The following is a 15,159-nucleotide window of genomic DNA, read 5'->3' as shown; positions in this document are numbered from 1 at the left end:
GCGACCTCACTTCTTCCGGTACAACCGGGCGTGCTGGTAGACGGGCTCGGACGTCACATTGACGCCCAGGTTCCGGAAGATGCCCTCGTCCACGGTGCCCAGGATCGTCGTCGTGTGCACGTCGCAACCTCGCAACTGCCCCAGTTCCGCGCGGGCACGCCGGGCGTTGTCGTCCGTGTTGGCGCTCACGGACAGGGCGATGAGCACCTCGTCCGTGTGCAGGCGTGGGTTGCGGCTGCCGAGGTGCCCCGTCTTGAGGGTCTGGATCGCCTCGATCGTCTCGGTCGCCAGCAGCTTCACCTCGGGATCGATCCCGGCGAGCGCCTTGAGGGCGTCCAGCAGCATCGCGGAGCAGTTGCCCAGCAGCGCGGACGTCTTGCCGGTCACGATCGTGCCGTCCGGCAGCTCGATGGCGGACGCCGGCGCCTTGGTCTTCCTCTCAAGCTCCAGTGCCGCCGTCACCGTCGGACGATCCTCCTTCGTGATGCCGAGTTGGCCCATCAGCAGCGCGACCCGGTCGGACTGCTGGGGCTCGAGTTCGTCCCGCTTCTCGTGCACCAGCGCCTTGAAGTAGCGGCGGATGACCTCCTGCTTCGAGGCCTCGCGGCACACGTCGTCGTCGCTGATGCAGTGCCCCGCCATGTTGACGCCCATGTCGGTGGGCGACTTGTAGGGGGACTCCCCCAGCACCCGCTCGAACAGCGCCTTGAGGACGGGGAACACCTCGACGTCGCGGTTGTAGTTGACGACCTGTTCGCCGTACGCCGCCAAGTGGAAGGGGTCGATCATGTTCACGTCGTCGAGGTCGACCGTGGCGGCCTCGTAGGCGACGTTGACGGGGTGGTCCAGGGGCAGGTTCCAGATCGGGAAGGTCTCGAACTTCGCGTAGCCGGACGCGACCCCCCGCTTGTGGTCGTGGTAGACCTGCGACAGGCAGGTCGCCATCTTGCCGCTGCCGGGACCTGGCGCGGTGATCACCACGAGGTCGCGTGACGTCTCGACGTACTCGTTCCGTCCGTAGCCCGCCTCGCTGACGATCCCCACCACGTCGTGGGGGTAGCCCTTGATCGGGAAGTGGCGGAAGACCCGGACGCCCAGCCGCTCCAGCTTGCGCCGGAACGCCTTGGCCGGCCTGTTGTCGTCCGACCAGTGCGTCATGACGACGCTGCCCACCAGGAACCCGCGCCCCCGGAACTCGTCGATCAGGCGCAGGGTGTCGGCGTCGTAGCCGATGCCGAGGTCGGCGCGCATCTTGTTCCGCGCCAGATCCTCGGCGCTGATCACGATGACGATCTCGACGTCGTCCACCAGCTGGGTGAGCATCTCGATCTTGTTGTCGGGGGTGAAGCCCGGCAACACACGCGAGGCGTGCATGTCGTCGAACAACTTGCCGCCGAACTCGAGGTAGAGCTTCCCCCCGAACTGCTGGCGTCTGGCTTCGATGTGCTCCGACTGGAGGGCCAGGTACTTCTCGCGGTCAAACCCGATCCTGCGCATCTCTCCCCCGTCCTGGACGACCCGCGGAATCCTATCCCCGACCGGACCCCTCAGGGACCAGAACGGCAGCGGCAGACGAGGTCACGGTGGTTCGATCGACCCGCGGGCCTCAGCGACCCGGATCCCGCTCGTGAAGGGCGATCGCATGGGAGCGCCTGATCGTCGCGGGTGGGCCGGCACCCGCGACGACACCCGCGGGTGTGGTGACCGCATCAGCGGGGTGGATACTCTGGAACCACGTCTGGTTCGGAGGTTCGATGAAGACCATGCAGCGTCTCAACGGCGCCTATCGCGACGCCACGGTCGTGGAGTTCGATGACAGTTCGAAGTTCGTGTGGCTGTCCGACAGCCATCGTGGCGACGGCAGCATGAGCGATGAGTTCGTCAAGAACAAGAACATCTTCGTGACTGCGGTCCGCCACTACTACGACGAGGGCTACACGCTCATCGAGGCCGGGGACAACGATGAGCTCTGGGAGTACAGCCCGCGCCACATCATCAAGGCCAACGGGATCGTCTTCGCCGAGATCAAGAAGTTCCACGAAGCCGGTCGCCTGTACCGCATGTTCGGCAACCACGACTTCGACCTCGCCGACCCGGACTTCGTCCGTGAGCACTACGAGCGGGCACCCAACCCCCACACCGGCGTGGAGGAACACTTCCTGCCCGGGCTCATCGTCCATGAGGCGATCCTCCTGCGCCACAGGGAGACCGGACGGGAACTGCTCACCGTGCACGGGCACCAGGGCGACTTCAGCAACGACCAGAACTGGCGGTTGACCCGCTTCACGTTCCGGCTGTTCTGGCGCCGGATGCACAAGTTGGGGATCAAGAGCCCGTCCAGCCCGATCCAGAACAGCTTCAAGCGCCACAAGGTCGAACGCAACTACAACAAGTGGATCAAGCGGACCGGCGTCCCCCTGATCTGCGGGCACACCCACCGGGAGCGCTTCCCGCGCGGCGACGACCTGCCGTACTTCAACACCGGGTGCTGCGTGTTCCCGCACTACATCACCGGTCTGGAGTTGGTCGACGGTGCCCTGTCACTGGTCGGGTGGCGGGTCGAGCCGGACGCCAACAACTACCTGCACGTCGCCAAGCGGACGCTGTTGGGCCCCCGGCGGGTCGACACGCTCTTCGTGGATCCGAACGCGGACGTCGAGCCGCGCGAGGACGCGGATCCCGGGTCCGAGGGTTCCCCCGAGGGACGGTCCGGCGACGGGGTGCCGGCCGAGCCCGACGCCGGGTCCACCGGACGCGGGGCCTGACGCAGGGCCTGACGCAGGGCGTCCGGGGTCGCTACGGTTGGGAGCGTGTCCACCACGCCTGAGCAGCCGCGTTCCGACGACGTGACCGAGGAGGTCACCCCGGAGATCAGCTACGACCAGCAACGCTTCGCCGCGCGTCCGGAACGCCTGCGCCCCCGCGCGCGCCGCGACCAGCGCCGACAGGCGGAGCTGTGGCCCCGCCCGTTCGAGCCGGACGGCCGCAACCGCGCCTACGTGGAGTGGCTGGTCGACCAGTCGATGCTGGCGGACGCCACCACCCTGGCCCGCCAGTTGGCCGGCAACCACCTGATGTGGGCCAACGCCTTCGCGGCCCCGAACCCACGCGCGGCGGTCGAGCAGGCGTCCGTGTGGTACACCGCCTATCCGCTCTCCCTGATGACCCGCCCCGGGGAGTCCTTCCTGGCGGCGCTCGGATCCTCCGACCTGTGGGACGCCTTCGAGGAGATCGGCATCGAGGCGATCCACACCGGCCCCGTCAAGCTGGCGGGTGGCATCTCCGGCTGGGATCCCACCCCGTCCATCGACGGCCACTTCGACCGGATCAGCATGGCCATCGATCCCCTGTTCGGCACGGAGCAGGAGTACCGCGACATGTGCGAGAACGCGGCGTCCCACGGCGGCACGATCATCGACGACATCGTCCCGGGCCACACGGGCAAGGGCGCCGACTTCCGGCTGGCCGAGCTGAACTACAAGGACTACCCCGGCATCTACCACATGGTCGACATCCCCCGGGATGCCTGGCACCTGCTGCCCGACGTGCCCGATGGCGCCGATTCGGTGAACCTCTCCCCCGCCGCCGAGCAGGCCCTGGCCGACCAGGGCTACATCATCGGTGCCCTGCAACGGGTCATCTTCTACGAGCCCGGGGTCAAGGAGACCAACTGGTCCGCCACCCCGCCGATCCGCGACCACCAAGGAGTCGAGCGACGCTGGGTGTACCTGCACTACTTCAAGGAGGGTCAGCCCTCGATCAACTGGCTCGATGCGACGTTCGCGGGCATGCGGCTGGTCATGGGCGACGCCCTCCACTCGTTGCTCGACCTCGGGTCCGGCGGCCTGCGGCTGGACGCCAACGGCTTCCTGGGCGTGGAGAAGTCCGTCGAGTTGGCCCCCGCGTGGTCGGAGGGCCATCCGCTGTCGCAGGCCGCCAACCAGTTGATCGGCTCAATGGTGCGCAAGGTGGGCGGCTTCACCTTCCAGGAGCTCAACCTCACCATCGACGACATCAAGAGCACCGGCTCGGTGGGCCCGGACCTCAGCTACGACTTCGTCACCCGGCCCGCCTACCAGGTGGCGCTGGCCACCGGCGACACCGAGTTCCTGCGGCTCACGCTCCGCGAGGCGATCGCCGTGGGCGTCGACCAGGCCTCGCTTGTCCACGCCCTGCAGAACCACGACGAGCTCACCTACGAGCTGGTCCACTTCGCGACCCGCCACGCCCAGGACCACTTCACCCTGGGTGGCGACGACATGACCGGGGCGGAGTTGGCCGAGCGCATCCGCCAAACCATGCGCGACAAGCTCACCGGGGAGGCCGGCCCCTACAACGCGACGTTCGTCCAGAACGGCATCGCCTGCACCACGGCGTCCATCATCACCGCGACCCTCGGGATCACCGACCTCAGCGAGATCTCGCCCGAGGACACCCGGCGGATCATGGACGCACACCTGCTGCTCTGCCTCTACAACGCATGGCAGCCGGGCGTCTTCGCCCTGTCCGGCTGGGACCTCGTCGGCGCGCTCCCGCTCGACCGGAGCCAGGTGCGCAGCCTCATCAAGTCGGGCGACACCCGCTGGATCGAGCGCGGTGCGTACGACCTGATGGATGCAGCGCCCGACGCGACCAAGTCCGCCTCGGGCATGCCGCGGGCGCAGGCGCTCTACGGCTCGCTGCCCCAGCAGCTGGGCGATCCGGACTCGTTCGTCCGTCGGCTGTCGCGCATCCTCGACGTCCGCAAGCGCGCCGGCCTCGCCACCGGCGCCCTGGTGGACGTGCCCGAGGTGCCGTTCCGGAGCATGCTCGTGCTGGTCAACCGTCTGCAGGACGACACCGTCCAGGTCACCGTGCTCAACTTCTCCGAGGAGGAGTTGTCCGCCCGCGTCCAGAGTGAGCACATCCCGGCGGGTCGGGTTGTCGACCTGTCCACGTTGAGCCCGGTGGGGGTCGTGGACGACCTGGGCGGCTTCACCGTGGAGATCGGCCCGTTCGGTGGCCTGGCGCTGGCGATCCGGCAACCGGAGGGCGACGAGGTCGACGAGTCCGGCGTCTGATCGCCACGGAGGACGGGATGATCGGCCGCGCCGCGGGCTCCATCGAGGGGGCCGTGGACCTGGACGCGCCGCTGGGCAAGGCCTGATCCGGGACGGGGCGGCATCACCACGGTTGCCCTCTAGGGTGGACGCGTGACGATCACGGCTCCGGGGCACCATGCCACTCACGACCTGCGACGCGTCCGACGCGGACGCGGTTGACCCGGGAGCGCCATGTCCACCCGAGTCACCGACGGGCCGAGTGCCCTGGTCGCCCAGTACGCGGAGCGCCTCGACACGCCCGACCCCGCCCTGCCGCTGGGGACGCCACGGGGGCTGGACGAGTTCGTCGACGGCGGACGGGTCCGCCCCACGGCCTCGCTCATCGACCGCGCACTGACGCGTTTCGGCACGATCGGCCTCCAGGCCCGGCGCCGCACCGTCGAGCGGCTCCTGGCCGACGACGGCATCACGTACGGCGTCGCGACGGCCGACGGCGGCGCGCGGCCCTGGCAGCTGGACCCGCTTCCCCTCGTCCTGGACGCCGACGACTGGGCCGCCCTCGAACGGGGTCTGGAGCAACGCGCACGTCTGCTGGATGCGGTCCACCGGGATCTGACCGGGGACCACCAGTTGATCCGCCGCGGCATCGTCCCGGCCGAGGTGGTCGCCGGGCATCCCGGCTTCCTGCCGGCGGCCCACGGCGTCCCCAGCCCGGGCAGCAGGTCCATCCCGCTGGTCGCCACCGACCTCGCACGCACCCCGGGCGGCTGGACGGTCATCTCCGACCGCACACAAGCCCCGTCCGGTGCCGGGTACGCGATGGCCAACCGACGGGTGATCGCCCGAGCGCTCGACCGGGTGCACCGACAGGCCACACCTCGACGCCTGCGGGGGTGGTTCGACCTGGTGCAGGCCAGCCTCGCCGAAGCGGCCCCCGGAACCGTGGGGGACGTGCCCCGCGTCGTCCTGCTGACCCCGGGCCCCGGGAGCGAAACGGCGTTCGACCAGGCCATGCTGTCCACCCTGCTCGGCCATCCGCTGGCGCAATCCGACGACCTCGTCCTGCGCGGTGGACGCCTCTGGCTGCGCACCATGGGCCGCCTCGAGGCCGTCGATGTCGTGCTCCGCCGCGTCGATGCGGAATGGTGCGACTCGCTCGACCTGAAGGGAGCTTCGCGCCTCGGTGTCCCCGGTCTGGTGGCGGCGGCCCGTCGCGGGAGCGTCGCCGTGGTCAACCCGTTGCGCGCCGCCGTCCTGGAGAACCCCGGGCTCTTCCCCCACCAGGAAGCGATGGCCCGCGCCCTGTTGGGCGAGGACCTGCTGCTCCCCGTCGCCCCCACGTGGTGGTGCGGCGACGACACCTCCCGTCAGCACGTCGTCGCCCACCTCGATCGTCTCATCGTCAAGCCGCTGGCCCGCGGACGCGGTGCGCGACACGTCCTCGGGTGGCAGCAGTCGAGGGCCCAACTCGCCGCTCTCCGGACGATCATCGAGGCTGAGCCCTGGGCCTACGTGGCACAGGAGCCCCTGACCACCTCCAGCGCGCCGCTCGTCACCGCGCACGGACTCCAGCCGCGCAGCGTCGTCGTCCGCACCTTCGGCGTCGCCTTGGGCGGCCAGTACCACTTCCTCCCGGGCGGCCTGGCGCGCATCGCGTCGACCCCGGAGGCCTTCAGCGTGACCAACGCCGAAGGGGCGACGTCGAAGGACGTCTGGGTGCTCGAGGGCGAGGACGTCGCACCCGCCCGGGTCGACGTGGACACGCTCGCGCGGGTGCGGCTGCTCCCGGCCGAGGGCCGGCTGCCCGGCCTGACGCCCCGCACGGCGAGCAACCTGTACTGGCTGGGGCGCTACGCCGAGCGGGCCGAAGTGGCGGCACGGCTCCTCATCGTCGCCGACAACCTGGTCGAGGACCACCTCCGGCGCGTGGGCACGCCCGGGCACGCCGCCATGCGGGCCTTGCTCAGGGCCGTCAGCGCCGTCACGATGGCACGGCCCTCCTTCACCGGGCCGCAGGGCGAGGAGCACCTCGCCGATCCGCTCCCGGTCCTGGATCGTCTCCTGATCGACGAGCACACGCTCGGGGGCGTGGCGCACGGCGTCCAGCGCGCGACGGCGACCGCCCTGCAGGTCCGTGAGGTCCTGGCGCTGAGCACCACCAGCGTGTTGGGGCGGCTCCAGCGCGTCCTGACCGAGGCGCGCGACGACGACTCGGTACCCATCCAGCTGACCGGGGAGCGCATCCTCGACTCGCTCCTCGCCCTGGCCGGCCTGTCGGCCGAGAGCCTCGTCCGGGACCCGACGTGGGCCTTCCTCGACGCCGGACGCAGGGTCGAACGCGCCCAGTCGACCGTTCGGCTCCTGCGCAACACCGTGGCCATCCCACGCTCCCCCGTCGCCGAGGGCCAGGTCATCGAGGCGGTCCTGCGCGTCGGTGACAGCCTCATCACGCACCGGCGCCGGCAGGCCGCCGGGGTGGGACCGGCGTACCCCGCGGCGTCCGCCCTCCAGATCCTCGTCAGCGACAGTTCCAACCCGCGGTCGGTGGCCTTCCAGCTGACCCAACTCACGGACGACCTCACCCACGCACCGGACGTGCGCCTGACCGAGCGCCTCCTGGACCTGCGCCGCGCCGTGCGGGACCTCGATGTCGTCACCTTGGCGGAGGGACAGCGACTCGAGCTCGTCGACACCCTCATCGGCCTCGAACAGTCACTGCGCCATTTCTCCGACGCGGTCGAGGCGACGCACTTCTCCACCCAGTCCCCGCAGAGCAGCTTCGCGGTGGCCGAACTCGACGGAGGTGGCCGATGACGGCCCAGGCACTCGGGCACCTCGCCCCCCGGCGCTATGCGGTGCGCCACGTCACCGCCTACACCTACGGGGCCGACGTCACCACGTCGTACGGTCGGGCCTGCCTGCGTCCACGCGAGGCCCCCAGCCAACGCGTCCTGTCGCACGCCATCGAGGTCAGCCCCACCCCCGACGTCCTCGACGAGCACGTGGACGCCTTCGGCAACTTCAGCCACTACCTCGAGATCGGGAGTCCACACCGGGCGCTGACGGTCACGAAGACCAGCGTGGTCGAGGTGGCCTACCCCGAGATCGACCTGGACGCCCTCAACCGCTGGACCGTCGCCGAGGCGGCCGCCGCACTGCGGACCGACCCCACCGTCGACCCCCTGGAGCGCGCCACGCTGCTGATGCCCTCCAGCCTCGTCGGCCTCGGCCCCGAGGTGCGTGCGTTCGCCGAGACGCTGGCCTGGTCCGACCGTCCCCTGGGTGATGCCATCGTCGCGGTCACCCGGGACATCCACCGTGGGTTCGCCTACACCAAGGGCGCCACGACGACGAGGACCACCCTGCCGGAACTCCTGGCCACCCGGGCCGGGGTGTGCCAGGACTTCGCCCACCTCGCCGTGGGGGTGTTCCGGGCCTCGGGATTGTCCGCGCGCTACGTCAGCGGCTACATCGAGACGAGCCCGCGACCCGGTCAGGCCAAGCTCGCCGGCTCGGACGCCACACACGCGTGGGCGGCCGTGTTGGTCCCGGGCGGAACGTGGGTGGACCTCGATCCCACGAACGACCACCTCGCCGACAGCCGCTACATCATGACGGCGTGGGGTCGTGACTTCCGCGACGTGTCGCCGCTCAAGGGCGTGATCGTCACCGAGGGCAAGTCCAGCACCCTGAAGGTGTCCGTCGACGTGATCCGACTGGAGGATGAGCAGCCATGACCCAGGACCCACCCGTCCCGCGGACGCCCCGATCCCCGCGGAACCCCGACGACGAGCGCACGATCGCGTTCCGGGCCGGGCACCCCGTGCCGGAGCCCGAGTCCGAGCGGACCCGTCCCCTCCCGACGGTGCGCGAGCCCACGTACGTACCACCTCCGACCCCCGTCGCGCCGTCTCCGGCGGAGCCTCCACCGGTGGATCCGCGGGACACCGTGGAGTGGGACCTGGAGGTCGCCCGCGTCAACAACCGCCCCTCGACCGACGTCGGGCTGCTCCTCCTGCGGTGGCTGTCACTCCCGCTGGTGCTGCACGGGGTGCACAACGCGCTGAACTTCTTCCCGCTGACCGCCACGTTCCGCGACCATCCCGCGCTGGCGCCGACGGCGGAGATGTTCGCGGGGCTGGTCGTGGCCGCTCAACTCGGCCTGCCGATCCTCCTCGCCGTCGGCTTCGGAACGAGGCTGGCGGCGTTGGCGCAGGCGGTGGCCATGGCCGGCCTCTACGCCCTGCCGGTGACCGCCGGCGGACCGGTGCTCGATCCGCGTACGGGGACACTGACGGGTGAGACCCTCCTGGCCTACGCGGCACTCGCCCTCCCGTTGGTGTTCACCGGTCCGGGACGGATCTCACTCGACCAGGTGATCACCGCCGCCGACAGGGCGCGCCGCGTCGAGCGCAGGGTGGCGAGGCGTCAAGGCGGGTGACCGGGAATGCCCGGCCGCGGCCGGGCGTTGAGGTCCATGTCGAACCCAGTCCGGCAGGAGGCCACGCATGCTCGATCCGACGTCGCTGTTCTCGTGGGATTCCCACGTCGACCAGCGCACCCTGCGCGCCGACACTCTCGTGGTGACCCTCGGCAGCTACCTGGACGCCGGCCACACCCAGCGACTCGTGGACGCCGAATTGCTGGAGCACCTGCCCAATCGGGTGATCGGACGTTTCGACACCGACCAGGTCATCGACTACGCCGGTCGCCGCCCCACGATCGTGTTCGACCGCGACCACTTCGGGGAGTACCGCAAGCCCGAGATCAAGCTCCACCTGGTCACCGACCACGACGGCACCGACTTCTTCCTGCTGAACGGGCCTGAGCCGGCCCTCCAGTGGGAGCGCATGGCCGCCGGCGTCCGGCACGTGATCGACCAACTCGATGTCCGCCGGACGGTGCTCGTCCAGTCCATGCCGGCGCCGGCTCCGCACACGCGTCCCGTCGCGGTCACGCGCTTCGCGTCCGACCCCGTCCTCATCGAGGACGAGGTCCCGATGCTCGGCACGTTCCAGCTCAGCGCGTCCTTCACCGGCGTCCTGACGGTGCGGCTCGGGGAGGCCGGCCACGACGTCCTGGGGCTGGTGGCCCACGTCCCGCACTACATCGCCGAGAACGACTACCCGGAGGCCGCGCGCGCCCTGCTCTCCGCGCTCCGCGAGACGTCGTCACTGGCCCTGCCGGTGGACGGATTCGACCTGGCGGCCGGCATCGTCCGCGCCCAGATCGACACCCAGGTCCGCGAGAGCGAGGAACTCACCGACATGGTCGCCGCGTTGGAGCGCGGCTACGACCACTTCGTCCAGGAACGGGAGCTCCGCAACGCGGGGAACGCCCAGCTGCCCTCGGCCGAGGAGATCGGCCAGCAGTTCGAGCAGTTCCTGGCCGAACTGGCGGATGAGCCGGGCACCCGCGATGAGCACGACGAGGAGCCTCCCTTCGGCCCCGCTCCCTGATCGGGACGCCGTCCCGGAGGTGGGTCCGGTCCGGGTAGCGTGGCCGCCATGAAGCTTGGCATTGATTTCGGCACCACCCGTACGATCGTCGCCCTCGTCGACCGGGGGAACTACCCCGTCGTCAGCTTCACCAACGTTGACGGTGACATCGTGGACCACTTCCCCTCCGTCGTGGCCCGCAGCGGAGACCACCTCGTGTACGGCTTCGCGGCCGAGAAGGCGGCTGCGGAGGGCGCCCTGCTCGTCCGTTCGTTCAAGCGCGAGATGTCCTCGGGCGGCATCGTCAGCGACACCACCCTCAACATCGATGGGCTGCACGTGCGGCTGACAGATCTGGTCACGGGGTTCCTCGCCGCCTTGGCGGACGCGCTGCGCACCGCCTCCAACGTGGCCCCCCTGCTGGCTGAGGGTGAACCCCTCGAGGCGGTCGTGGCCGTCCCGGCGCATGCACACTCCGCCCAACGCCTCTTCACCCTGTCGTCGTTCCGTGCCGCGGGCTTCTCGGTCCTCGGCATGCTGAACGAGCCGTCGGCCGCGGGGTTCGAGTTCACCCACCGCCAGCCGCGCAGCGTCAACAGCCGACGCACCCGCGTGGTCGTCTACGACCTGGGGGGCGGCACGTTCGATGCCTCCCTCGTGCGGGTCGACGACCTCTCCCACGAGGTCGTGGCCTCCGTCGGCCTGAACCGCCTGGGGGGCGACGACTTCGACGAGGTGCTCGCCGGCTGCGCGCAGCGCGCGGTGGGCTCACGCGTCGACTTCACAGGTCGCGAACGCGCGTCCTTCCTGGACGAGTGCCGCGTCGCCAAGGAGAACCTCTCACCCCAGTCGAAGCGCATCGCCCTCGAGGTCGGTCAGGAGCCCGTGGTGGTGCAGGTGGACGACTTCTACCAAGCGGCCACCCCTCTCGTCGAGGCGACGCTCACCGCTCTCGAGCCCCTGCTCGGCGGTTTGGACGGGGACAACCTCGAGGCCGCGGAGGTCGCCGGGGTGTACCTCGTGGGCGGGGCCTCCGGCCTGCCGCTCGTGGCTCGGGTCCTCCGTGAACGCTTCGGACGCCGCGTGCACCGGTCCCCCTACCCCGCCGCGTCCACCGCCATCGGCCTGGCCATCGCCGGGGACAGCTCGTCGGGCTTCCACCTGACCGATCGCCTGTCGCGGGGCTTCGGGGTCTTCCGGGAGTGGGACGGCGGCTCACGGGTCGCCTTTGACGCGATCCTCGACCGCGACCAGCGCACCAGCCCGGACCAGGACGTGGTCGTCACCCGCCGTTACCGGCCGGTGCACAACCTCGGCGCCTTCCGGTTCGTCGAGTACTCGGCCCTCGGCGAGTCGGGCCAGCCGACCGGCGACGTGCTGCCCTATGGCGAGGTGCTGTTCCCCTACGACCGGTCGCTCCGGGACGGCCGCGACCTGAAGGACGTCCAGGTCGAGCGCGTGGGTGAGGGCCCCTTCATCGAGGAGGTCTACACCATCGACCGGCACGGGATCGTCACCGCACGCATCACCGACGTGGAGGACGGCTACACGCTCTCGGTCGAGTTGGCCTGACAGCTTCCGGCGTCCGCCGCGTCTGCGACGATGGGGCATGAGCAAGAACAAGCTGTCGAACTCGACGTACGAGGCCGGGCTGAACCGCTTGCAGGCCGAACTCGTCGAGATGCAGGAGTGGGTCAAGGCCAGCGGGGCACGCATCGTGGTGCTCTTCGAGGGGCGGGACGCCGCGGGCAAGGGTGGCGCGATCAAGCGCATCACGGAGTACCTGAACCCCCGCGTCGCCGGCGTGGTCGCCCTCCCGGCGCCCACCGAGCGGCAGCGTACCCAGTGGTACTTCCAGCGCTACGTGGAGCACCTGCCCGCCGCCGGTGAGATCAGGTTCTTCGACCGCTCCTGGTACAACCGGGCGGGCGTCGAGAAGGTGATGGGTTACTGCACCCCCGAGGAGCACGTCCGCTTCCTGCGCCAGTGCCCCATCTTCGAGCGGATGCTCGTCGACGAGGGCATCCTGCTGCTCAAGTACTGGTTCTCGGTGTCCGACAAGGAGCAGGAGCGCCGGTTCCGGTCGCGCCTCACTGATCCGATGCGCCGGTGGAAGCTCTCCCCCACCGACCTCGAGTCGCTGATCCGGTGGGAGGACTACAGCCGGGCCAAGGACGAGATGTTCGTCCACACGGATGTCGCACCGGCGCGCTGGCACGTGGTCGAGGCCGAGGACAAGAAGAAGGCCCGCATCAACATGATCTCCCACCTGCTCGCGTCCGTGCCCTACACGCACGTGGAGCGGCCGGACATCGAGATCCCCAGACGCCCCAAGGGGACCGGGTACCAGCGCACGGCCATGTCGTTGCAGCTCATCGTCCCGGACGTCGCGTCCCACCTCGAGGAGGACGGCAGCGACGGCATCTACCTCGACCCCGAGGACGCGTGAGCCTCGGTCACTCCTCGAATGGCGTTGGATCCCCGGCGCCCACCCGGACGACGCCGGGGTCGTCGGCGGTGAAGTCGACGACCGTGGTGGGCCCCACGCCGACGTCGCCGGAGTCGAGGACGGCGTCCACGACATGGTCCAGCGCCTCCTTGATCGCCCAGCCGTCCGTCATGGGCTCGGTCTCGCCGGGCAGGACGAGGGTGCTCGACATGAGCGGCTCGCCGAGCGCGTCCAGCAACGCCTGCGCGGTGACGTGGTCGGGGATGCGGACGCCGACGGTCTTCTTCTTGTCGTGCAGCATCGCCTTGGGGGCCTGGCGGGTCGCCTGGAGGATGAAGGTGTAGGGGCCGGGCGTGGCCGCCTTGATGGCGCGGAACACGTCGTTGCCCATCTCCACGTACTGGCCCAGCTGCGCGAACGTCGAGCACACCAATGTGAAGTGGTGGTGGCGATCCAGCTTGCGGATGGACCGCATGCGGTCCAGGCCGTCAGCGTTCCCCATCGTGCACCCGAGCGCGAAGCCGGAATCCGTCGGGTAGACGACCAGACCACCGGACTGCAGGATGTCCACGACCTGGGCGATCGAGCGCGGTTGCGGGTTGGCGGGGTGGACGTCGAAGTAGCGGGCCATGTGCACCAGCCTAATGAGCAGGTGCGAGAATCACCCCCATGTCGCTGTTCTCCCTCACCGAGTCCGAACTCCGTCGGCGCACGTCCTTGAAGTGGCAGGTCTTCGATCCCGACGTCCTGCCCCTGTGGGTCGCCGAGATGGACCTCCACCAGCACCCCGCCGTCGTCGACGCGGTCTCCACCGCGATGCGGGACGGCGACACCGGTTACCCCTGGGGGACGCGGTACGCCGAGGCGTACGCCGACATGGCCGAGGCGCGATGGGGCTGGCGTCCCCAGCCGGATCAGCTCCGCCGCTCAGGGGACGTGATGAACGCCATCCTCGCCCTGCTCCTCGGCAACACGGCCGCCGGGGACCACGTCGTCATCAACCCTCCCGTCTACCAGCCGTTCTGGCAGGTCGTCGAGGGCTACGGGCGCCACATCACGCAGGTGCCACTCACGGCGTCCGGTCGCCTTGACCTGCCCGCCCTGGAGGAGGCCTTCACCGGCCCGGACGCCCCCACCGCGTACCTGCTGTGCTCGCCGCACAACCCCACGGGCACCATCCACACCCCCGAGGAACTCGCCGCAGTCGGACGCCTGTGCGCCGCCCATGACGTCCTGCTGGTGGTGGACGAGATCCACGCCGTCCTCATCGACCCGGACGCCGAGTTCACGCCGATCCTGTCCCTCCCCGACTGCCGGCAGGCCGTCGTCGCTTTCTCCGCGGGCAAGGGGTGGAACCTGGCGGCCTTCAAGGCCGGCCTGTTCATCCGCGGCACCCACGCCCGGGCCGCGTTCGACAACCTGCCGCCGCTGGCGAACCAGTCCACCGGCCAGATGGGCACGATCGCCCACACGGCCGCCCTGCGCCATGCGCAGGGCTGGGTGGACGACGTCATGGTCGAGGTGGCCGAGAACAAGGCGCTGCTGGCTCGGTTGGTGGCCGCAACGCTGCCCGGCGTGCGCTACGAGCCGTCGCCCGGGACCTACCTCGCCTGGCTCGACTGCTCGGCGCTCGGCCTGGAGAGTCCGCGCGACCACTTCCTCACCAAGGCCCGGGTCGCCCTCAACCACGGTGCGGACTTCGGACCGGACCACGGACAATTCGTACGGATGAACCTCGCGGCCTCCCCCGCGATCATCACCGAGGCGGTCGAGAGGATGGCCGCCAGCCTGGGCTGACGGGTCAGCCCTCCATCAAGGGAGAGCTTCGGCAGTGGCGTTGCCGGACGCCGACAGCGTCGTGATGCCGATGAGGCTGAGGAACACGGTCCGGGTGGTCGTCCGGGTCGTCACCGTGATGCGCCCACCCACCACCTGGACGTCTCCTGTCACGCCACGGTCGGCGAGCACCTGCTGACCCGCGGCCCGGATCGTGCCCACGTCCACCGGGCGACCCGCGGCCCGGTGACGGACGCCGGCGTCCACCGCCGCCCGGGCCGCGTGGGCCGCGGCCGACTCGGCCTCGGCATGGGCGGCGGACCGTGCACCACCGTCCACGACAAGGCCGGCGACGGCGAACAGGGCGACGAGGACGACGGCCACGAAGGACGAGACGGCCTGTCCGCGCTCGTCGGGTGGATCCTGCTGGGACATCGGGATCATGGAGGACTCC

The 15,159-nt window shown here is 70.1% G+C and carries 12 protein-coding genes; 9 read left to right on the top strand and 3 right to left on the bottom strand.

Annotated features, from left to right (window positions below; genetic code table 11):
* Positions 1–6 precede the first annotated feature (6 nt).
* Positions 7–1,497 (bottom strand): DUF1846 domain-containing protein, encoded by a 1,491-nt coding sequence (locus tag AC5YDV_RS00740; RefSeq protein WP_496181684.1) that lies wholly within the window; start codon positions 1,495–1,497, stop codon positions 7–9.
* Between the two features lie 266 nt (positions 1,498–1,763).
* On the opposite strand from AC5YDV_RS00740, the gene AC5YDV_RS00735 reads away from it, so the two are divergent.
* From AC5YDV_RS00735 to ppk2, 8 genes are all read left to right on the top strand, one after another.
* Positions 1,764–2,765, top strand: coding sequence for a metallophosphoesterase family protein (locus AC5YDV_RS00735; protein ID WP_496192314.1), 1,002 nt, complete (start codon positions 1,764–1,766; stop codon positions 2,763–2,765).
* A 45-nt stretch (positions 2,766–2,810) separates the two neighbouring features.
* Positions 2,811–5,060 carry a maltose alpha-D-glucosyltransferase gene (gene treS, locus AC5YDV_RS00730; protein WP_496181682.1) on the top strand — a complete coding sequence of 750 codons (2,250 nt, stop codon included), beginning with the start codon at positions 2,811–2,813 and terminating at the stop codon, positions 5,058–5,060.
* Positions 5,061–5,273: 213 nt separating this feature from the next.
* Positions 5,274–7,856 (top strand): circularly permuted type 2 ATP-grasp protein, encoded by a 2,583-nt coding sequence (locus AC5YDV_RS00725; protein WP_496181681.1) that lies wholly within the window; start codon positions 5,274–5,276, stop codon positions 7,854–7,856.
* Positions 7,853–8,779 carry a transglutaminase family protein gene (locus AC5YDV_RS00720; RefSeq protein ID WP_496181680.1) on the top strand — a complete coding sequence of 309 codons (927 nt, stop codon included), beginning with the start codon at positions 7,853–7,855 and terminating at the stop codon, positions 8,777–8,779. Before AC5YDV_RS00725 ends, AC5YDV_RS00720 begins: the two co-directional genes overlap by 4 nt.
* A complete protein-coding gene (locus AC5YDV_RS00715; protein WP_496181679.1) occupies positions 8,776–9,483 on the top strand; it encodes a DoxX family protein in 708 nt (235 codons plus the stop codon). The genes AC5YDV_RS00720 and AC5YDV_RS00715 overlap by 4 nt, the downstream gene beginning before the upstream one ends.
* Positions 9,484–9,550: 67 nt before the next feature.
* A complete protein-coding gene (locus tag AC5YDV_RS00710; protein ID WP_496181678.1) occupies positions 9,551–10,501 on the top strand; it encodes a PAC2 family protein in 951 nt (316 codons plus the stop codon).
* A 48-nt stretch (positions 10,502–10,549) separates the two neighbouring features.
* Positions 10,550–12,052, top strand: coding sequence for an Hsp70 family protein (locus AC5YDV_RS00705; RefSeq protein ID WP_496181677.1), 1,503 nt, complete (start codon positions 10,550–10,552; stop codon positions 12,050–12,052).
* Between the two features lie 37 nt (positions 12,053–12,089).
* Positions 12,090–12,929: a polyphosphate kinase 2 gene (gene ppk2 / locus AC5YDV_RS00700; RefSeq protein WP_496181676.1), complete on the top strand. Its 840-nt coding sequence runs from the start codon at positions 12,090–12,092 to the stop codon at positions 12,927–12,929.
* Positions 12,930–12,936: 7 nt separating this feature from the next.
* Here ppk2 and AC5YDV_RS00695 read toward each other — a convergent pair whose 3' ends face one another.
* On the bottom strand, positions 12,937–13,560 hold the full coding sequence (locus AC5YDV_RS00695; protein ID WP_496181675.1) for an L-threonylcarbamoyladenylate synthase: 624 nt from the start codon (positions 13,558–13,560) through the stop codon (positions 12,937–12,939).
* 38 nt (positions 13,561–13,598) lie between these two features.
* On the opposite strand from AC5YDV_RS00695, the gene AC5YDV_RS00690 reads away from it, so the two are divergent.
* Complete coding sequence (locus AC5YDV_RS00690) at positions 13,599–14,726, top strand: MalY/PatB family protein (protein WP_496181674.1); 1,128 nt, start codon at positions 13,599–13,601, stop codon at positions 14,724–14,726.
* A gap of 15 nt (positions 14,727–14,741) precedes the next feature.
* Here the strand turns inward: AC5YDV_RS00690 and AC5YDV_RS00685 are convergent, their stop codons facing one another.
* Entirely contained in the window at positions 14,742–15,149 is a 408-nt protein-coding gene (locus AC5YDV_RS00685) for a hypothetical protein (RefSeq protein ID WP_496181673.1), read from the bottom strand.
* Positions 15,150–15,159 lie beyond the last annotated feature (10 nt).

The organism is Propioniciclava sp. LT432 (genome assembly GCF_059515965.1).
This window is presented reverse-complemented; position numbering and strand designations above follow the sequence as displayed.